Consider the following 21,023-nt stretch of genomic DNA (forward strand, 5'->3'; position numbering starts at 1 on the left):
AAATAAGCTCCCGAAAAAAAATCCGGGAGCCTATATCTTGTTTCAGATAGAATCAGACATATCAGTTTGCCATATCAGAGATAAACTTGATGCGAACCAGACGAATCTCGTCCTCCGAGAAATCAGAACCGAATTCCTCAAAGGCAGCCTCCAGGTCATCCGTCTCCTGCTCTGCAAAATAGTCACACATATCGCTCACATCATCCGGATCCATGATATCATTCAGGAAATAGTCGATATTAATCTTGTTACCACTATAGAGCACGATACCCTCCAGTTCATCAAGCAACTCCTCGAAGTCGATACCCAGCGCATTGGCAATATCATCCAGGGCGATACGGCGGTCGATATTCTGCAATATCTTCAGCTTACGCATAGAGTCCTTAGCCTTTGTGCGGATACGCAGGTCCGACTGACGCTCTATCTCGTTCTCCTCGCAGTAGCGCTTAATCAGATCCACGAACTCCTTCGCATAAGGCTGGCGCGTCTTACCATCACCCACACCCTGGATATTCTTCAGTTCCTCAAGGCTCACGGGATATTCAGTAGCCATCTGTTCCAGCGACACGTCCTGGAAGATGACATAAGGCGGACGTTCCAACTTACGTGACCATTTCTTACGCAGGTCATGCAGCATGGCCGAGAGCGTAGGATCCAGTGCACTTGCACCACCCTCGGGTACTGCCGGCTCCTCATCCTCACTAAACTCATGATCCTCAACCACCATAAAGGTTGTGGGGTTCTTGATAAACTTCTTGCCAGCCGCAGTCACCTTCAGCAGGCCGTAGTTCTCTACCTCCTTGAACAGATAGCCGGCAATCAGCGCCTGACGAATCACGGGATTCCATATCTTCTCATTCTCATCCTCACCAGAGCCAAACTCCTCCAGATTCTGGTGCTTGTGCGCCACAATCTCATTGGTGTCACGGCCCGTAATGAAATCAATGACATAGTCCGTGCGGAAATTCTCCTTGATAGCCAGGATAGCCTTCAGCGCAATGACCAACTGGTTCTTGGCATCAATCTTCTTGCCCGGATGCAGACAGTTGTCACAGTTGCCACAGTTGTCCTTATCATATTGCTCACCGAAATAATGCAGCAACATCTTTCTACGACAGACCGATGTCTCGGCATAGGCAGCCGTCTCCTGCAGCAGCTGGCGACCAATGTCCTGCTCAGCCACAGGTTTTCCTTCCATGAACTTCTCCAGTTTCTGTAAGTCCTTATAGCTGTAGAAAGCCAGACAGATACCCTCACCTCCGTCACGTCCGGCACGACCAGTCTCCTGGTAATAGCCCTCCAGAGATTTGGGGATATCATAGTGAATCACAAAACGCACGTCGGGTTTATCGATACCCATACCAAAGGCTATCGTAGCCACAATCACATCGATACGCTCCATCAGGAAGTCATCCTGTGTCTGCGAACGCGTACCACTATCCAGTCCTGCGTGATATGCTGCTGCCTTGATATCATTGGCACGCAATACGTCAGCCAGGTCCTCCACCTTCTTTCTTGAAAGACAATAGATGATACCGCTCTTTCCAGGATGCTGCTTGATAAAGCGTACAATATCCTTATCTATATCCTTGGTCTTGGGACGTACCTCGTAGTACAGGTTAGGACGGTTGAACGAACTCTTAAACTCAGTCGCATCAACAATACCCAAACTCTTCTTGATATCCGTACGTACCTTATCCGTTGCTGTTGCAGTCAGGGCAATAACAGGTGCCACACCAATCTCGTTGATGATCGGACGGATACGACGGTATTCCGGACGGAAGTCATGTCCCCATTCAGAGATACAGTGAGCCTCGTCAATTGCATAGAACGAGATCTTCACCGTTTTCAGGAACTCCACATTATCCTCCTTTGTGAGAGATTCAGGAGCCACATAGAGCAGTTTCGTCCTTCCCTCGCGGATATCCTTCTTCACCTGGTCGATCGCCGTCTTGTTCAGCGACGAGTTCAGGAAGTGAGCCGTTCCCTCATGCTCACTCAGGTTTGAGATGAAGTCCACCTGGTTCTTCATCAGGGCTATCAGTGGCGATATCACGATGGCCACGCCATCCATGAGCAGTGATGGCAACTGGTAGCAGAGCGACTTACCGCCACCTGTAGGCATCAGCACGAAGGTGTCACGACCTTCGAGCAGATTTTGTATGATGGCCCCTTGGTCTCCCTTGAAGGAGTCGAAGCCAAAATAACGCTTCAGCGCGTCTAACAGTTCACCTTTATCGTATGTCATAGGCTGTATTGTCAGGATTTAGTTCATGACAGCCAGTGAAGCACTCTTGTCAAGCTGCTCACGGGCATAGTCTTCTGTCACTTCAAACTTCTTCACTTTCTTTGAGGGCACCTCAAACATAGCATCCATCATCACGCTCTCTACGATAGAGCGCAGACCGCGGGCACCGAGTTTATACTCCACGGCCTTATCCACGATGAAGCGCAGGGCCTCAGGCGTAAACACCAGGTCAACCCCATCCATCTTAAACAGTTTGACATACTGCTTCACGATAGAGTTCTTGGGTTCCGTCAGGATACGTTCCAAGGCAGCACGGTCCAAGGGGTTCAGGTAAGTGAGCACTGGCAGACGACCAATTATCTCAGGAATCAGTCCGAAGGACTTCAAGTCCTGAGGCTGTACATATTTCATCAGATCATCCTTGTCAATCTTACGCACGTTCTGCACAGAGTTATAACCCACCGTGTGGGTATTCAGGCGCTGTGCAATCTTACGTTCGATACCATCGAAGGCGCCACCGCAGATAAACAGGATATTCCTTGTGTCCACGTGGATATACTCCTGATCAGGATGCTTCCTGCCGCCCTGAGGGGGCACATTGACCATCGTTCCCTCAAGCAGTTTCAAGAGTCCCTGCTGCACGCCCTCACCACTCACGTCACGCGTGATGGAAGGATTATCGGCCTTACGGGCAATCTTGTCAATCTCGTCAATGAACACGATACCACGCTCGGCAGCATCTACCTTATAGTCGGCCACCTGAAGCAGACGACTGAGGATGCTCTCCACATCCTCGCCTACATAACCGGCCTCTGTAAACACCGTAGCATCCACAATAGTAAAAGGCACGTCAAGCAGTTTGGCAATGGTACGGGCCAGAAGGGTCTTACCTGTACCCGTAGAGCCCACCATGATGATGTTCGACTTCTCAATCTCCACGCCATCCTTATCGTCCTTTTTCTGCTGCAGACGCTTATAGTGGTTATACACGGCCACAGACAGGAAGCGCTTAGCGTCGTCCTGACCGATAACATACTGGTCCAGATACTCCTTAATCTCACGAGGCTTAGGAATCTTCTTCTCTTTGGCAGCCTTTTTACTGTCGCTATCCCCACTTACCTCTTTATTGCTTTCAAGCAAGCCCGACTCTTTTACAATCTGATAGGCTTGGCGTGAGCAATCCTCACATATATAACCGTTGATACCCGTGATCAGCAAACGCACCTCACGTTCAGAACGGCCGCAAAAATTACATACTTTCTTCACTCTTAACTCTTAATTCTTCGCTCGGCTTCGCCGCTTGGCTCCGCCAAGAACTCTTAATTACTTTCTCGTCAGCACCTGGTCAATCATACCATACTCGCGTGCCTCCTCAGCCGTCATCCAGTAGTTACGGTCTGAATCATTCCACACTTTCTCATAATCGGTATGAGAGTGGTCGGCTATGATGGTATAGAGTTCCTTCTTCAACTTCTGGATCTCACGGGCCTCAATCTCGATATCAGAAGCCTGTCCCTGTACACCTCCCAGAGGCTGATGAATCATCACACGACTATGAGGCAGAGCCGAACGCTTTCCCTCCTGGCCAGCTACGAGCAGCACGGCAGCCATCGAAGCAGCCATACCCGTACAGATAGTAGCCACGTCACACGAGATAAACTGCATGGTGTCATAGATACCCAGTCCTGCATACACACTACCGCCAGGAGAATTGATATAGAGGTTGATATCCTTGCCAGGGTCGTTAGCATCGAGATAAAGCAACTGTGCCTGCAGCACATTAGCCGTATAGTCGTTCACCTCCGTACCAAGGAAAATCACGCGGTCCATCATCAAGCGCGAGAAGACATCCATCTGGGTCACGTTCAACTGGCGTTCCTCCAGGATATATGGGTTCATATACTGTGCCTGAGTCTTCATCACATCATCGAGCACCAAGCCATTCATGCCCAGGTGCTGAGTTGCATATTTTCTGAAATCGTTCATATCTATACCTATCTTTCGTGTTTTATAAATACAAAATTACAAAAAAAAGTCGAGACGCAAAACATCCCGACTTTATTTTTGGTTAAAGAATTAAAAAAATCTTCTTTTATGCTTCCTGCATCATTTTGTTGAACTCATCGAGAGTTACCTCTTTCTCTGTCAACTTCACGATACCCTTCAGGGCCTGAGTGAGTTTCACATCGATGGCACGTTCTACGAAGCTCTCCACATTCTCACGCTTCTTCAGCTGCTCCTCTGCATAGTTGTCCAGCACATCCTCGGGGATGTTGGTCATACCATACTGAGCGAACTGCGCGCGGATAGCATCCTTAGCCACAGCCTTCAGGTCGGCATCTTCCACCTTAATCCCAGTAGCAGCAACAAGCTGCTCCTTGATGAGGTGCCACTTCAACTCGTCGATAGAAGCCTTGAAGTTCTTCTCCACGAACTCCTCGCCCTTATCCTTATTGTTGTTCAGCATCACACGCTTCAGCAGAGCCTCGGGGAACTGCAGATCGCCTACCTTCTTCTCTACGTACGCGCGAACGTCACGCAGGAACTTGAAGTCGCTGTTCAGAACCAGCTGACCCTTCAGGCTGTCTGCGATGCGCTGACGGAAGTCAGCCTCATCCTTCACACCCTCACCAAACACTTTCTCGAAGAGCTTAGCGTCAACGGCAGCAGGCTGGAAGTGACGAATCTCAGTAATCTGGAAGCTGAAGTCTGCATCCAGGTCCTTCACAGCCTCCTTGTCGGTCTTCAGCAGGGCAGCAACCTCTGCATCGTTATCGGGATAAGCCTTCTTGGGGTTGAAGGTAATGATGTCGCCCAGCTTAGCGCCGTCGAACTTCTTCTTCTCGTCCTCACCCTTAACGTATGAAGGCATAATCATACCGCCTTCAACGGTGATACCACCCTCGAGGGTATTGCCCTTCTTATCCAGCTGACGGATGTCACCCTTCAGGGTATCGTTGCCGCTCCACTCCTTAGCCTCAACAAACTCACCAGCCTGAGAAGCATACATCTGAACCTGATCGTCAATCAGTTTATCGTCAACCTTGATGTTGTAGAAAGTCACTTTATCCTTGCCAGTCAGCTCAGCCTTGAATTCGGGAGCGACAGCAATGTCAAATACGAACTCAAAGGGACCGTCGCCAGCCAAATCCTGGGGCTGCTGTTTCTCCTCGTTAGGAAGAGGTTCGCCCAACATCTGAATCTTGTTCTCACGAACGTATTCGTAGAGCTTCTCGCCAAGAATGCGGTTTACCTCGTCAACCTTCACGGCTGTGCCATACTGCTTCTTGATCAAGCCCATGGGCACCATGCCAGGACGGAATCCGGGTACCTGAGCCTTCTTGCGATACTCTTTCAACTTCTTGTCAACAGCCTCCTGATAGTCTGCCTGCTCAATGCTGATAGTCATCAGACCATTGATTTTATCGGCACTTTCAAACTTAATGTTCATCTCTTTTTATACCTTATTTATTATATTATTCCATTTTGAGCGTGCAAAATTACTCATAATTGCCGTAAAAATAGCACAATTACGATTTTTTAACGCAGTTATAAAGAACGAAATACTTACTCTTCACGTTCCTTCATGCGCTCCTCTTCCAACTTTTGGAAGTCTTTCTGACGCAGCACGAACGAGTCTGTAAGGTAGTTCTTACGTACTATCTGATTAGCAGCCAGTTCCTCTGGAGTGCCGTGGAACAGAATGCGGCCTTCAAACAACAAGTAGGCACGGTCCGTGATACACAGCGTATCCTCCACATTATGGTCGGTAATCAGAATGCCGATATTTCTGTCCTTGAGCTTCCACACAATAAACTGGATATCCTCAACGGCGATAGGGTCCACACCGGCGAAAGGTTCATCAAGCATGATAAACTTCGGCTCAATAGCCAGACAGCGGGCAATCTCGCAACGACGGCGCTCACCACCCGACAACTGGTCACCTTTGTTCTTACGCACCTTTTGCAGACGGAACTCACTAATCAGACTTTCCAACTTCTCCATCTGGTAGTCACGGGGCTTTCCCGTCATCTCCAGCACAGAGAGGATGTTGTCCTCAACCGACATCTTACGGAAGACACTGGGCTCCTGAGCCAGATAGCCGATACCTGCCCTTGCACGCTTATACACGGGATAGTCGGTCACCTCATGGTCACCCAGATAGATATGACCACCATTAGGCAGCACCAGTCCGGTAGTCATGTAGAAAGAAGTGGTCTTACCAGCACCGTTAGGTCCCAGCAGTCCCACAATCTCACCTTGACGCACGTGGAAACTCACATCGCTCACCACCGTACGCTTACCATATCGCTTTACGAGGCCTTCGGTCCTCAATACAATACTTTCTTCTTCCATAATCGGGGACAAAGGTACTAAATTTCAGCGAAAAACAATAATCTTTTGATAATTAGTGACGCATTTCTATTTTTTTTTGTAATTTTGCATCCGTTCAAAACGACAGTAGAACATGTTTATTCAGAAGAAACTAACCACATTCGGACAATACATTATGCTGATGGGACGTACATTCTCCATGCCCGAGCGCATGCGAATGTTCCGTAAGCAATATGTTAAGGAGATGTCGCAATTGGGCATCGACTCTATCGGCATCGTACTGCTTATCTCGTTCTTCATTGGAGCCGTTATCTGCATCCAGATGAAGGTCAATATCGAGAGTCCCTGGATGCCGCGCTGGGTTGCCGGCTACACCACCCGCGAGATTATGCTGCTGGAGTTCTCAAGCAGTATCATGTGTTTGATACTGGCTGGTAAGGTAGGCTCCAACATCGCCTCAGAGATAGGTACTATGCGTGTCACCCAGCAGATTGATGCCTTGGAGATTATGGGCGTCAACTCCGCCTGCTATCTCATCCTGCCAAAGATTCTCGGTTTGCTCACCATCATGCCCATCCTGGTTATTTTCTCCAGTGGTATGGGTATCGTAGGAGCCTATGGTACAGCCTATATCGGACATATCATGCCGCCCGATGACCTCACCCTTGGTCTGCAGCACGATTTCATCCCCTGGTTCCTGTGGATGAGTATTATCAAGAGTCAGTTCTTTGCCTTCATCATCAGCAGTGTACCCGCCTTCTTTGGCTACACAGTCGAGGGCGGTTCCGTCAATGTGGGTAAGGCCTCTACGGATGCCGTTGTCTCATCAAGCATGCTGATTCTGTTTAGTGACATCTTCTTAACGCAGCTACTATCATGATCGAAGTAAAGAACCTATATAAATCATTTGACGACAAAGAGGTGCTCAAAGGCATCAGCACCGTGTTCGAGGATGGCAAGACCAACCTGATTATCGGCCAGAGCGGTAGCGGAAAGACCGTGCTGATGAAAAACCTCGTGGGCCTCTTCGAGCCTACCAGCGGACAAGTGCTCTACGACGGGCGCGATTTCGTGCAGATGTCGAAACAAGAGAAAGTACAGATGCGCCGCGAGATGGGCATGATCTTCCAGAGCGCCGCCCTCTTCGACTCCCTTTCCGTCCTTGAGAACGTGATGTTCCCGCTTGACATGTTCTCGTCTATGACCCTGCGTGAGCGCAAGGAGCGCGCCATGTATTGTCTGGACCGTGTAAACCTGATTGGCGCCGAACACAAATTCCCTGGCGAGATATCTGGAGGTATGCAGAAACGTGTGGCTATTGCCCGCGCCATCTCGCTGAACCCCAAATACCTGTTCTGCGACGAGCCCAACTCCGGCCTTGACCCTAAGACCTCGCTGGTCATCGACGACCTGCTGCATAGCATCACGCAGGAGTTCAACATGACCACGATTATCAATACCCACGACATGAACTCCGTAATGGGTATTGGCGAGAATATCGTCTTTATCTACGAAGGTCACAAAGAGTGGCAGGGCGTCTCATCAGAGATTATGAACAGCACCAACAAGCGCCTCACCGACTTCATCTTCGCCAGCGACCTGCTGAAAGAGATGCGCGAGGCAGTAACAGGACAGAAAGCATAGAGAAATGCCCCCGTCATCACGTTTTCCGTGATTGTCCTCTTTTAAAATAGAGTAAAACAAACTAAAAGTACTATAGCATTATGAATAGGAACGAGAATTTTGTGATTACTATTAATCGTGAGTTAGGTAGTGGTGGTCGCACCATTGGTGAAATCCTGGCCCACAAGCTAGGTGTGTCTTTCTACGATAAGGCCTTAATCAAGGCTTTAGAAGAGAAGTATAATCTCACAGCCGAAGAGATTGAGAAGATGAAGGGACGCGAGATCAGATGGTGGGAAGGCTTCAAGCGTGTTGTAGGTGTCGGCGATGGATTGATTGACAGCAAATTCTGTCTTACAGAATATGAAAAGGAGCCTGATGTGCTGACTACTGAAAACGTATTCAAGGCAGAGACGGAGATTCTGCATGAGATTGCTAAAGAGGAGTCGTGCGTCATTGCCGGCCGTTGCGGTTTCTTCGTGTTCAGAAACCATCCGAATCATTTAAGCGTTCTCATTCAGGCACCGATGGCCTACCGTGTAGCACGTGTCGCCACCAAACAGAATATCTCTGAAGACGAAGCCCGCAAGATTATCGAGAAGGTGGATAGGATGCGTGAGAATTACGTAACGCGATTTACTGGCACTTCCCGTTACGAGACCCGCAACTACGACCTCGTCTTCAATTCTGAAGGCAAGACTGAGGAACAGATTGCAAATCAGATTCTGATGTTCATTGAATAATTCTGGGATTGTGACTGATGGGGAATCATCGACTATCATCATTTCTTTCCACGCAATAACCAGAAAGGCTCCTCCTTGCCGTCAATCATAAAACATAGCTGAAAAGATCAGCAGGACTGGCCCTTACTTCAGAGGAGTAGCTTGCAAGTCCTGCCAATCCTAGGATTATCATTACGGCTTGGCGTAGCGTTTCAGTATCTCAGGTTCTAAATCTTCTACGTTGTAGCACTTCACAGTATATTCCATTTTACCTTTCTTCTTATTCATTATGGTTCTGTCATCACAGAGGAAGTGAACAATATAATGTTGATCCTGATGCGTTATCTCAAACACGCCAGCGAATATTACCCATAGCAAAAAAAGTAACAATGTATAGCATCCTCTAAACTATCAAGATGTCAGTAGAGGCAGTGACTGGCACCAGCATCCAATACCGTCACTCCGCCCTCTTACTGAACTTCACTTTTCCTTATGACCTACAAATAGACCGTATTCTATAACAGGAACATTTTCTCCAGAGATACTTATTGACATCAGACTTTTACAGGAAATATATGGTGAATTCATAAATGTCAGATCCTTCCTTGTCTTTATATATTTATTTTGGGGTTCATATATAACACTCGTCAAATACACACAACCATAGAAGGAATTATATTTCAGTTCTGTGTTGGCGGGAATAATCAGCTGATTAAGGCCATTACAGCCCCTAAAAGCAAATTCCTCCACTTTCAGTATATTATCCGGGATATGGAATACTGCAGGCATATTCATACCGCAAAACGCAAATTTTCCTATCGAGTTCACGCTCTTGGGAATTACAGCAACAGGACTACCACAGACAATCTTGTTTGACTGAGACTCAACGATGCAGTTACAGTCTTCGCGCGAATCATAGAACTTATTGTCTTTGTCAACAGATATGCTTACCAAATTTACGCAACCGGAAAAAGCATCAGCATCTATTTTTTCCACACATGCAGGGATAATCACTTTGGTCAGTCGTCTGCAACCCTTAAAGGCTGAAGCATATACTCTCTTTATATCATTACCGATGGTTGTATTGTAACAACCGGCAAACAGCACCGAGTCATCAATGCTTACCAGGGCATTCTTCTCCTTATTGGCACGATAGTCTTTATTCTTAGGAGAAACTGTAAAGGAAGAAAGATTCTCACAATTAGTGAAGGGATTCTGGAAAAAATAAAATTCTCCAGCAGGAAGGTTGAACGATGTAAGAGAGCAACAGCCATCGAATGTTGACTGACCGAATTGTAATGTGCCGTCCTCTGGCAAGACGATCTTTTCAAGTCGGAAGCAATCGGAAAACGCATAATCCTCAATAACCTCTATCCATTTAGGAATGCTAAGACTTATCAAGCCTGTACATCCACAGAAAGCTCCTTTAGATATCTGGGATATACTTTGGGGGAATGTAGTCCCTGCACAACCCAATTCAATGGCGTCATCAGACGTTCGGACAACAGCATTACACTGCTCACGGGAGTCGAAAACTGGATTTCCTTTATTTACTCCAATAATTTGTAATTCCGGGCAATTATAGAAGATGCATTCACCCAATGATGATATACTTGACGGGAAACTAACAGAACGGAGGTCAGAACATCCATAAAATGCCATTCCTCCAACCGTCTCTATGCCCTCATCTATCACCAATTCTTTTATAAAGCAACAGTTCACGAATCCTTTTGGTGCCACCTGAACAATTTTGTACGTTTTCCCTTTATCTTTAATTTCCGAAGGAATACGTAAGGTTTCATTTCCTTTATCTATAACTGCTTCCTTATTCATTGAGATGATATATTCCGATGGCTTATCAGAACATGGTGTTAAACAAAATTGACCTATAGCAACACTATTGTTCGAATAACAAACAATAGAGAAAACACAGGACACCATAAAAAAAATATTTCTCCGAATATCAGATATATTACTACACATATTGTATTTATTTTAGCTATTGACGGAAATAAAACATAGCTGAAAAGATCAGCAGGACTGGCTCTTACTTCAGAGGAGTAGCTTGCAAGTCCTGCCAATCCCAGGATTATCATTACGGCTTGGCGTAGCGTTTCAGTATCTCAGGTTCTAAATCTTCTACGTTGTAGCACTTCACAGTATATTCCATTTTACCTTTCTTCTTATTCATTATGGTTCTGTCATCACAGAGGAAGTGAACAATATAATGTTGATCCTGATGCGTTATCTCAAACACGCCAGCGAATATTACCCATAGCAAAAAAAGTAACAATGTATAGCATCCTCTAAACTATCAAGATGTCAGTAGAGGCAGTGACTGGAACCAGTATCCAATACCGTCACGTTGCCCTCTTACTGAACTTCACTTTTCCTTATGACCTACAAATAGACCGTATTCTATAGCAGGAACATTTTCTCCAGAGATACTTATTGACATCAGACTTTTACAGGAAATATATGGTGAATTCATAAATGTCAGATCCTTCCTTGTCTTTATATATTTATTTTGGGGTTCATATATAACACTCGTCAAATACGCACAACCATAGAAGGAATTATATTTCAGTTCTGTGTTGGCGGGAATAATCAGCTGATTAAGGCCATTACAGCCCCCAAAAGCAAATTCCTCCACTTTCAGTATATTATCCGGGATATGGAATACTGCAGGCATATTCATACCGCAAAACGCAAATTTTCCTATCGAGTTCACGCTCTTGGGAATTACAGCAACAGGACTACCACAGACAATCTTGTTTGACTGAGACTCAACGATGCAGTTACAGTCTTCGCGCGAATCATAGAACTTATTGTCTTTGTCAACAGATATGCTTACCAAATTTACGCAACCGGAAAAAGCATCAGCATCTATTTTTTCCACACATGCAGGGATAATCACTTTGGTCAGTCGTCTGCAACCCTTAAAGGCTGAAGCATATACTCTCTTTATATCATTACCGATGGTTGTATTGTAACAACCGGCAAACAGCACCGAGTCATCAATGCTTACCAAGGCATTCTTCTCCTTATTGGCACGATAGTCTTTATTCTTAGGAGAAACTGTAAAGGAAGAAAGATTCTCACAATTAGTGAAGGGATTCTGGAAAAAATAAAATTCTCCAGCAGGAAGGTTGAACGATGTAAGAGAGCAACAGCCATCGAATGTTGACTGACCGAATTGTAATGTGCCGTCCTCTGGCAAGACGATCTTTTCAAGTCGGAAGCAATCGGAAAACGCATAATCCTCAATAACCTCTATCCATTTAGGAATGCTAAGACTTATCAAGCCTGTACATCCACAGAAAGCTCCTTTAGATATCTGGGATATACTTTGGGGGAATGTAGTCCCTGCACAACCTATTTCAATGGCGTCATCAGACGTTCGAACAACAGCATTACACTGCTCACGGGAGTCGAAAACTGGATTTCCTTTATTTACTTCAATAATTTGTAATTCCGGGCAATTATAGAAGATGCATTCACCCAATGATGATATAGTAGACGGGAAACTAACAGAACGGAGGTCAGAACATCCATAAAATGCCATTCCTCCAACCGTCTCTATGCCCTCATCTATCACCAATTCTTTTATAAAGCAACAGTTCACGAATCCTTTTGGTGCCACCTGAACAATTTTGTACGTTTTCCCTTTATCTTTAATTTCCGAAGGAACATGCAAGGTTTCATTTCCTTTATCTATAACTGCTTCCTTATTCATTGAGATGATATATTCCGACGGATTATCAGAACATGGTGTCAGGCAAAATTGACCCACGATAACACCATCATCTGCATAGCCTGCAAATGAAACTACACAAAATAAGATAAGTGAAAAGACACTTCTTTGGATAAAAATATTACTATACATATTATTATTTCTATTGATACTAAAACTCATTTACAAACCAAAAAGGTCAAATAGCAACTTCTCCAAAGTATCAGGGACAATGCCCTGATACATATCTATACAGATAAAAGATCACTTCTTATAAAGAACACATTTTACACGAGAAACTGAGTAATTTGTTTTGTATCTATCGGAATACTGGGTATAGCCATAATGTTCACTGTTACGGTATTGCTGACTTGTAAGCTGATCTCTCACCTGCATATCTCCATTTTTTTCAAACCTATCCAATGAAATCCAATGATCCACTTTTTTCTTCTTTTCAGCATCCCAAACTTCAACTCCGACCATTACTCCTTTAATTTTTTTTCCATTGGAAGAATTCTTTAAACTATCAACAATTTGTTGAGCTTTTGTAGGATTATCTTCAAATGCGTCTGGCAATTTCTGGTCCAAGTTTGAGATTTTTTGGAATCCACTTGCATTATCATTAACTTCCCTCATCTTATTACAAACAGAAAGAATATCATTTCCCTTTAATGCACGAACATTATTCTTATTCTTCAAATTTTCCATATTCTCATTTTCATTCCAATCTATTGCCGACTTAGCAGCAGATAACACAGCACCTTGGTATGTATAATTATCTGCATCACCACACATCATAGCTACACTCCATAATCCACAATTAGAATACTGCAAGAATTTGCGATTCTCAGCACCTACCTCTGGATACATTACAGAACGAGTAACAGAAGCCAATGTGTAAGGTTGTTCGTCAAAAAACTCATAGTCATCATCGTTACTACAACTAACGACAACTGCCGTTACAGACATAACAGCGATTGCAGAACATAAACTGCGAACAAAAAAATTTTTTTTCATTTGATTAATAATTAATTTAAGTTAATAAAACATCTCGTTTTGTGAGACAATATGTTTACTTGCAAGTTTCCTTTATTCTTTCGACATCGTTTGATTCTACCTTGACGTATTTTGTAGCAATTAATTTAGCAATAGAATCTTTCTTAAAGTCGTTATCTGTCAAATCATATACTTTATACAATCCTTCAAGTGGTGCAAAACGCACAGGACACATAAAGTGTGCCTCGTTAAAATGTCCTGAAGCTTCTTCGTATTCATTCATATACAAACAAATATCTCCAGAAAGCAATTCTCTGGCATAACCATTCCAATATTGACCACATTCACTGATTACACGATGTGCTGTTTGCATATCACCACTCATAAAAGCAGCCATTGCATAACTATATAAGAAGAACCTATTGCCATGGAAATATTCATGTAAACTACCATACTTACTAAGGGCTTCTTGATGATAGCCTCTGAACGACAATTTCTCTGCCATCCCCCATTGATATTCATGATAGATGTCAACAGACAAATATAGAATAAATAATATTTCAACTAAAAATACAGAACATATTCGACTATTGAATGATATCGAAATTTTCTTACTAATAAGAAGAATTATCGGAGAATAAACCAATAACAGTACAAGCCATGATGACTGATAATGGAAAGGATAAGAAAAAAAACTAAACAACAATACAGGAATTAAAAGAAACAAACTCTTCTGTATCATTATTCCTTTCTTACAAAGAAAAAGAATTAATGGAAAAAGAAATACTGACACTAACAAGAGTAATCCACCTATTCCATAGTTTATCCATATATACACAAATTCATTCATTGGATATCGCACTTCATCTGCATTATTTTCATAGATACTATTTGGATTCTCTCTGAAGAATTTAGCTTGTTGTAGCATGTACTCACTTTGGAATCCATTAGAACCGTATCCTACAATAGGATGCTTCTCTATCATAGAAAATGATTGCTCAAGTATAAATCTACGTCCTATTGTAGAGTCTGACTTAATACTTGTTACATATGATACAACGGACAGGAATAATACTGCTGCTATTAGCAAGAAAAACACCTTACAAAAAGTCCTATAATTTAAGAATCGATGAATTAAGAACCAAAATAGAATTATAACATTTAATGCTAGACAAATAAGCCCCGTTCTTGAATTGGTTATTAGTAGAATAGAAACGACAGGAATACTCCCCACATAAAGCAGGAACTTTATCCTCCACTTATTTGTTTTAAATAAGAGAGTAATTATCATTGAGATGGCAATACTAAGCGTTAATGCAAGACCTGCAGGATTGTCAAATGTTCCAAATTCCCCAATTAAACTTCGGCCATAGATGAGTATTTTAGTCATAATGTATGCACACTCACATTCTGCCATAATTATAAAAATTATATAGATCTGACTTAAATAATCTGACAGACATTCAACAATTCCTTCTTTTGGTTCAATTAAAAATAACGAAATAAGAAAAAAAGATGCACCTATAACAAATAGATAAAATTTTGGCAAATAATAACTATCAGTAAAATAATACACTGGTGCGCAAAAACAGGACATGCAAATTATAGCAATTCCCATTTTTAAAATAATTCTAAAAAAAACATTCATAGACCTTGATTCCATAACGCCTTCCTTATTATCGTTACCACCATATCTGTTTCCCGTTCTCATACGTAAAAATACGTTCCTCGACACCCTTGGTTATATCTTTCAGGATGTAGAGTCCACCAGATGGGACATCAGAGAAAACAAGAGAGTTGCTTGTGGCCTTCTTTGAGCCAAGTAGCTCCCAGTCGCCACTAGCACTCCAATAATACAACTCATATTTATCGCCAACCTCAACACAGTTCCCGTCATTACGGCCAATATACTTTATTCGAGATATCTGAGCCGGTTTGTCTAATTGGAGTCCTACCCAGTTACCATCAGGGCTAATGCCGCCAAAGCCTGTCAGGATATTACCGTCAAAAACATTCTCCTTTCGTGCCCATCCTTCACCCTCTGTGCCAATAATCTGTCCTTCTATCTTTTTGCCCTCGGAATCATAGAATTCCAATTCATTGATATTGCAATGCGAGCCTTTTCCACCCATATAGCGCAGATACTTGAATCTCTGTTGCGAGGTGACAGGAATATCATACCAGTTACCATTGGTGATGCCCTTATGTGTATGTAACACCACACTATCCGAGAAATCCTGCTTGTTCGAAGCCTGAAACTGACCACCATTCATGCGGCTGTTAAAATAATCCTGAGCACCCATAAACGGATATTTTCTCAGCAATTTCATACTTATCGTCTTTTTCACATTGGAAACGATATCCGTTACCTTGCCATCCTTGTCTATAAGGAACGGATTGCCAAAAGGAACTATTATACCATCTTCATAAAAGCCAGCCATATATACGATGCCGCATCCCATGGATGTGAACGTCACTTTTCCGCCACATATCTTGCCGTAATGAACAGGCACCCAGTCTCGGTTGTCAAACACACAGATATATGCCACCTTCCTATCTTTAGATTTCTCAGGCACCTGACGCTCAACATCGACTGTCTTGCAATATTCATCTGTAACATCTGTATAGTGAGGACGCTCAAAGACTTGTGGGATTGACCGCTCATATTTCATGTCCTTCACCATCTGCTTATTGAGACTATAGCGATAGCGAAACACCTTCGGTTTGATATACGAATGGAAATAGTGGGCCGTATCACCTGGGAAGTTACCCATATAGAATGGTACGCCCTTTCCGTTTTTATCGATTAAGACACTCCAAGAATGACTGCTACTACGATTACCCCAGTGCGGAGTAAAGTCATAGGCAGCAGGAATGCCTAGATAGCGGCAGAGATAGATGGAGAAACTCGTCTCATCGGCGCACTTACCACTTTTAGTCCTAAACAGGGAACTTCCTTTTGTACCATATGGACTACCATAGATATAATATTCAAACTGGTGTGTCAGGTCAAACACTCGCATGGCCTCAGAAAAAGCAGATCTAGGCTTGAAGAATTCTTCAGCATATTCATTGGCTCCCTGCCTCTTGAGTATCCATTTCTGGGAGTCACGCTCCGAATAGGTACTCTGGACAAGAATCTCAACACCTGTTTCCTTATCTTTATGCATGTCAAGAAAGAAGCCCGTATGTTTGTTCATTATGCGATAGACATCACCACCAAGAGGTATAAAAAGCCACTGATCAATAGGTTTCTTTACATATTCACCAATGGTAACAGGTGTCCCGGAGCAGAGTGTGCGTGGGGTGCCAAATTCCATCTGAAAACAAAAATCTGTAGAATCCTTTTTGTAATAGCCTATTCTCCACAACGGATATCCAGAATAATCCAATCTGACAAGTTGTGTCTTATCCGATGAGGAATAAGGTTTCAGGTGTACGACATTGTTTGTTGAAACATTTGTCGTATCAAAGGAAATGCAACGTCCAGACTCCTTATTTAAAATATTGTAATAAGAAGTCGAGAAATCCTTCAGGTCCTCGTGACGGAATTTTTCCAAAGCTCCAAGTTGGATATAATCCACGCATATCGTATCTGAAGCGCTCATGATACGAATCACATTTTTACCTTTTCTGATTGATATCGCCTCGTTGAACCATTTCTCAGAGAATGACTCTATGTTGCGAGTTGGAGCCAGATGGAGGGTATCTACCGCAACATCATTAAGAGTGACTACGGCTGTCAGGTGATGAGCCGTTGAAGAATATCTCAATATCAGGCGTTTCTGAGTCTGTCGCTCCGATTCTATTGTGTAAGTCAGGGATGACTTTCCAGGATACATCATGTTTGCTTTACCATTTGATGCGCCGCCATACTCTTTTATGTCACATTCACTGGTTTGGGCATCTTCTGCTTCTAATTGTATTCCTCTTCTGGACATAACGATGTCCTTGTCAAACATTGGGAATGCATCAGTCACAGATGCACGCCAGTCACTAGGCTTCTCTTGGCACAGACGATACGGAAGGACATATTCAAAGAATAATGAACGGTCGTAATCGTCTTTCCATGTGGAACGCTCCCACATATCGCACGCTTCATTGATGGCCTTGATTAGATAGTCGGCCTTCATCTCTGAGATATCATAGGACATATCCGCTTGTGAAGCATGTATTTTCGATGCGGAATCATTGAAATACCTAGTCCGGACATTCTGACTTTCACCACTTGCACTGATGAATATGGAATCCATCATATCCACAGAAGCACCATCCATATAGCATTGAGACGGCATATTTTCAATCAGGAACTTTGCCGCTTCATATTTCAATGGATCTGGATCATCCTTGAAATATTCCAATACCTTTTCCAGTTCTGCACGATTTTTGCCTGACATGTCTAAGGCACGCTTAAGGCCATTGTCACATGATAGGGCAACAAACAGTAAAACAATTATAATAGTATGAATCTTTATTGTTTTCATCATAAACACGCAGGCAAGATCCAACAAACGAGGAACGCTAAATAATTTATAATATTACATTCGTATAGAAACAATACTCACCACGAACAAGTTGCAATTCGTACTCTCCTGAAAGATTTAATGGTAAGGTTATGGTTGATGTATTTTCTGGGACAAGAGCTTCGTACACTTCCTCGCCATCCTCACTTATAATATATAAGGTGTATTCGGCGTGAGAATCAAGAAAGTTTAAAACATTTTCTAAAAGTGTTGCCTCTGGAGGGGTTGGAAGCTTTGCAGGAGCCTTATGAACGGAGCCCCCTCCTTTTACAGGATTATCAGTCTTCTTAATTTGCCATTCTATTGGAGTGCCTCCTAGAGAAACAGATGACTGACAAAAAGCACTGAGGCTTAGCATGCACAGAAGCAATGCAAAAACAATCTTTTTCATATCTTTTTAGTTTTTAGTTATTATTTTTAGATGCAAAGATATAAAAAAGAAAGAAAAGAACCTCGGGAATCCGCCTCACAAAGTTCACAAAATCGCAAACTTCAAAATATCAATAAGTTACAAATGTGAAATTTGTGGAAAACTCAGAATTTTTTCATCAAACTCCTTTGCACTACCGTTAGAACCGAATAGTTTCCCATTGAGTCTTTTTCGGGTATTTGAGAGATTTGCAGACTTCGTACCCATGAGAATACATATCTCTTTTGGAGAGAAACGTGCAAAAACGAAAAGGCAGATATACTTTTCTTTTGTAGAAATACCCTTTTTTTTCATAAAAAGCGTAGTTAAAGTTTCAGGAAGAAACAATGAGACCTTATTACGAAACTCTACCAATTCCTGATCTGTGGGCTTTTCACCCTTTGCAGCTTTATCTCTTAAATGCCTCACGATGGAAGAATTCTGCAATACATCTGAAAGTCCCCAACAATCTTCTTCAGAATATTTATTCTGCGTATTCTCTATGTCTTTTTTGAAGTCTTCTAAATTTGACTGAGCCCGAATAGCAAGATGTTCGTGAAAAGCATTCTTGCCTTTAGCTTCTCGTAAAGCGTCTTTAACCACACTATACTCATGAATATCAGAGGCATATTTCGCACGGATTCTTTGTTTCACCAATCTTATGTATTTTCTAAGCCGATAGAATACGTATGCAGAAACTGTCAAGGCTATTAAGAGGAATAACAGCAGGATCACATTTCTTTGTTTTGACCTCATAACTTCTATGGCTTTACTTTCTGCTGCAGATTTATAGGAGTGATAGTTGTATAGATGTTGAATGCTCAGCAAGGCGGCAGTAGAAGAAGTATTTGTTTCTTTTTTAATATTTGAAGCATAAAGGAGGGCATACTTTGCAACAGAATCATTCTTATGCAACATGGCATAGGTCTCGTATAATCCTTTGCAAGCTAACGCCAGATTGTTGGGTGACTTACTTGTATAAAGGGTTTTATAATGATAGTATAGTGCAGAATCGCATTCTGCAATCCCTAGATAATAGACACCTTTATAATAATAAAGCAGTTTCCAGTTTTCATTCTGCTCAATTGTTTGTTTGTTAAGATGGGAGTGAAATTCATAACTATCTATATAGGCTTTTGCTTGTGAAAAGTTACCTTTCTTCGCTAAAAAGTATGAGACAGGCCCTTTTTCTGTATTTGCGGAAAGTGTATCGCCATACTCTTGAAACATGCGTATGGCATTGTTTTCGATTAGAAAGCTACTGTCAGGAAGGTTGAGGTCATAGTAACATCGAGCTTGTTGTGCATAATATTCTACTGCAACAGCCCCTTCACCGGCTTTAGATGAATAATGATATGCATCCTTGAAAACAGATATCGCATTTCTTGGAAGATTATTTTCAAAAAGTAACTGGGCCATTTGTCCACAGACCCTCGACAGTTTAGAGAAATCACAATCAGCAGCTGTAGTGTCCGCACTCTCTATTGACTTCATAAACTCTTCCAGCGCCTGCGGAGCTTCTCCTCTATCTGTATAGGTGCGTGCCAGCATATAGTGGGCACGCATGCGCTCGTTGGGAGTACCATGATTGTCGAAATAATCACAGAGGTTTATGGCCAACGAGTCGTTGGTCATCAGGGAGTCGGCAAGGTTTTGTCGTTCCAGTTCTTCAAGCTGGCTCAGCATCTGCTGATGGTCATTGCATGCCCAAACAGCTATGCAGAATAATATGATTAGGAGGTGATTAATCCGTTGCATGCTGCAAAGATAGGTAAAATCTTTTTATCATGCAAATGTAACTGAGACTTTTTTCAAAAAACATCAATTCCAGGTGAGTTAATTGACATCATGATTTGAGTTAACTCAATTCATCGTTTGAGTTAACTCAATCGACAAAATGAGTTAACTCAAATTTTGGGGGCTGTTTTTGCACAAAAAGAATATCCCAGCCACGGAAAATGTAGCTGGGATAAATTGTAAAGAAAAAATTAGTCAGTCGGGGACTGGCTTACGCCCACAGAACTGAACGTCTCATGAATGATTTCCAGTATCTGCACACAACTAATGGACTTCACCTGTGCATAGAGCTGGTCATAGTCTATCTCGCCAGCGTTGTCGATATACTGCCCCTTTGGTATCTGCAGACAGATATAGCGACGACATCATCGCTGTAGATACAAGAATCTTGGTAGAAAAATAGCACAAAAAACAGGTAATCTTACTATATATAGCTGAATTCATGAATTGACCCGGGTGATTTCATGAATTCAGCTCAATCGATGATTTCACTCGAGTGAGGTTTTTAAGGGTATTATAGTACTAATTCAGCTTCTAGCCTGCTCTTAGGCAGCAATCACTCTGCTCCTAGGCTGCTCCTAGGCTGCTCCTAGGCTGCTCCGTGGAGCACTCACGAAGCAGCCTAGAGTATGGCTAG

At 42.9% G+C, this 21,023-nt stretch carries 15 protein-coding genes; 3 read left to right on the top strand and 12 right to left on the bottom strand.

Annotated features, from left to right (window positions below):
• Nucleotides 1–61: 61 nt before the first annotated feature.
• The 5 genes from recQ to lptB all read right to left on the bottom strand — a co-directional run bounded on the left by recQ (nucleotide 62) and on the right by lptB (nucleotide 6,604).
• Entirely contained in the window at nucleotides 62–2,248 is a 2,187-nt protein-coding gene (gene recQ / locus L6466_RS11330; protein ID WP_237802830.1) for a DNA helicase RecQ, read from the bottom strand.
• Between the two features lie 18 nt (nucleotides 2,249–2,266).
• Complete coding sequence (gene clpX, locus L6466_RS11335; RefSeq protein WP_237802829.1) at nucleotides 2,267–3,514, bottom strand: ATP-dependent Clp protease ATP-binding subunit ClpX; 1,248 nt, start codon at nucleotides 3,512–3,514, stop codon at nucleotides 2,267–2,269.
• 57 nt (nucleotides 3,515–3,571) lie between these two features.
• Nucleotides 3,572–4,234 (bottom strand): ATP-dependent Clp endopeptidase proteolytic subunit ClpP, encoded by a 663-nt coding sequence (gene clpP / locus L6466_RS11340; protein WP_237794925.1) that lies wholly within the window; start codon nucleotides 4,232–4,234, stop codon nucleotides 3,572–3,574.
• A 106-nt stretch (nucleotides 4,235–4,340) separates the two neighbouring features.
• The gene (tig, locus tag L6466_RS11345) at nucleotides 4,341–5,699 is read right to left on the bottom strand and encodes a trigger factor (protein ID WP_237794922.1); all 1,359 of its coding nucleotides are present in this window, start codon (nucleotides 5,697–5,699) and stop codon (nucleotides 4,341–4,343) included.
• Nucleotides 5,700–5,815: 116 nt separating this feature from the next.
• Nucleotides 5,816–6,604 carry an LPS export ABC transporter ATP-binding protein gene (gene lptB, locus L6466_RS11350; protein WP_091815321.1) on the bottom strand — a complete coding sequence of 263 codons (789 nt, stop codon included), beginning with the start codon at nucleotides 6,602–6,604 and terminating at the stop codon, nucleotides 5,816–5,818.
• A gap of 112 nt (nucleotides 6,605–6,716) precedes the next feature.
• Between lptB and L6466_RS11355 the strand changes: the two genes are divergently transcribed.
• The 3 genes from L6466_RS11355 to L6466_RS11365 all read left to right on the top strand — a co-directional run bounded on the left by L6466_RS11355 (nucleotide 6,717) and on the right by L6466_RS11365 (nucleotide 8,949).
• A complete protein-coding gene (locus L6466_RS11355) occupies nucleotides 6,717–7,463 on the top strand; it encodes an MlaE family ABC transporter permease (protein ID WP_091815325.1) in 747 nt (248 codons plus the stop codon).
• Complete coding sequence (locus L6466_RS11360) at nucleotides 7,460–8,227, top strand: ABC transporter ATP-binding protein (RefSeq protein WP_237802828.1); 768 nt, start codon at nucleotides 7,460–7,462, stop codon at nucleotides 8,225–8,227. Before L6466_RS11355 ends, L6466_RS11360 begins: the two co-directional genes overlap by 4 nt.
• An 80-nt stretch (nucleotides 8,228–8,307) precedes the next feature.
• The gene (locus L6466_RS11365) at nucleotides 8,308–8,949 is read left to right on the top strand and encodes a cytidylate kinase-like family protein (protein ID WP_237802827.1); all 642 of its coding nucleotides are present in this window, start codon (nucleotides 8,308–8,310) and stop codon (nucleotides 8,947–8,949) included.
• Nucleotides 8,950–9,408: 459 nt separating this feature from the next.
• On the opposite strand, the gene L6466_RS11370 is transcribed toward L6466_RS11365, so the two are convergent.
• The 7 genes from L6466_RS11370 to L6466_RS11400 form a co-directional block, all read right to left on the bottom strand.
• Nucleotides 9,409–10,761, bottom strand: coding sequence for a leucine-rich repeat domain-containing protein (locus L6466_RS11370; RefSeq protein WP_237802826.1), 1,353 nt, complete (start codon nucleotides 10,759–10,761; stop codon nucleotides 9,409–9,411).
• 550 nt (nucleotides 10,762–11,311) lie between these two features.
• Nucleotides 11,312–12,814, bottom strand: coding sequence for a leucine-rich repeat domain-containing protein (locus L6466_RS11375; RefSeq protein WP_237802825.1), 1,503 nt, complete (start codon nucleotides 12,812–12,814; stop codon nucleotides 11,312–11,314).
• A 111-nt stretch (nucleotides 12,815–12,925) separates the two neighbouring features.
• Nucleotides 12,926–13,678 (bottom strand): hypothetical protein, encoded by a 753-nt coding sequence (locus L6466_RS11380; protein WP_237802823.1) that lies wholly within the window; start codon nucleotides 13,676–13,678, stop codon nucleotides 12,926–12,928.
• Between the two features lie 55 nt (nucleotides 13,679–13,733).
• Entirely contained in the window at nucleotides 13,734–15,368 is a 1,635-nt protein-coding gene (locus tag L6466_RS11385; RefSeq protein ID WP_237802821.1) for an O-antigen ligase family protein, read from the bottom strand.
• The gene (locus L6466_RS11390) at nucleotides 15,340–18,054 is read right to left on the bottom strand and encodes an RICIN domain-containing protein (protein WP_237802819.1); all 2,715 of its coding nucleotides are present in this window, start codon (nucleotides 18,052–18,054) and stop codon (nucleotides 15,340–15,342) included. The genes L6466_RS11385 and L6466_RS11390 overlap by 29 nt, the downstream gene beginning before the upstream one ends.
• 133 nt (nucleotides 18,055–18,187) lie before the next feature.
• On the bottom strand, nucleotides 18,188–18,571 hold the full coding sequence (locus tag L6466_RS11395; protein WP_237802817.1) for a hypothetical protein: 384 nt from the start codon (nucleotides 18,569–18,571) through the stop codon (nucleotides 18,188–18,190).
• Nucleotides 18,572–18,688: 117 nt separating this feature from the next.
• A complete protein-coding gene (locus L6466_RS11400; protein ID WP_237802815.1) occupies nucleotides 18,689–20,275 on the bottom strand; it encodes a hypothetical protein in 1,587 nt (528 codons plus the stop codon).
• Nucleotides 20,276–21,023 lie beyond the last annotated feature (748 nt).

The sequence above is a fragment of the Prevotella communis genome (genome assembly GCF_022024175.1).
GTDB classification, from domain to species: Bacteria; Bacteroidota; Bacteroidia; order Bacteroidales; family Bacteroidaceae; genus Prevotella; species Prevotella communis.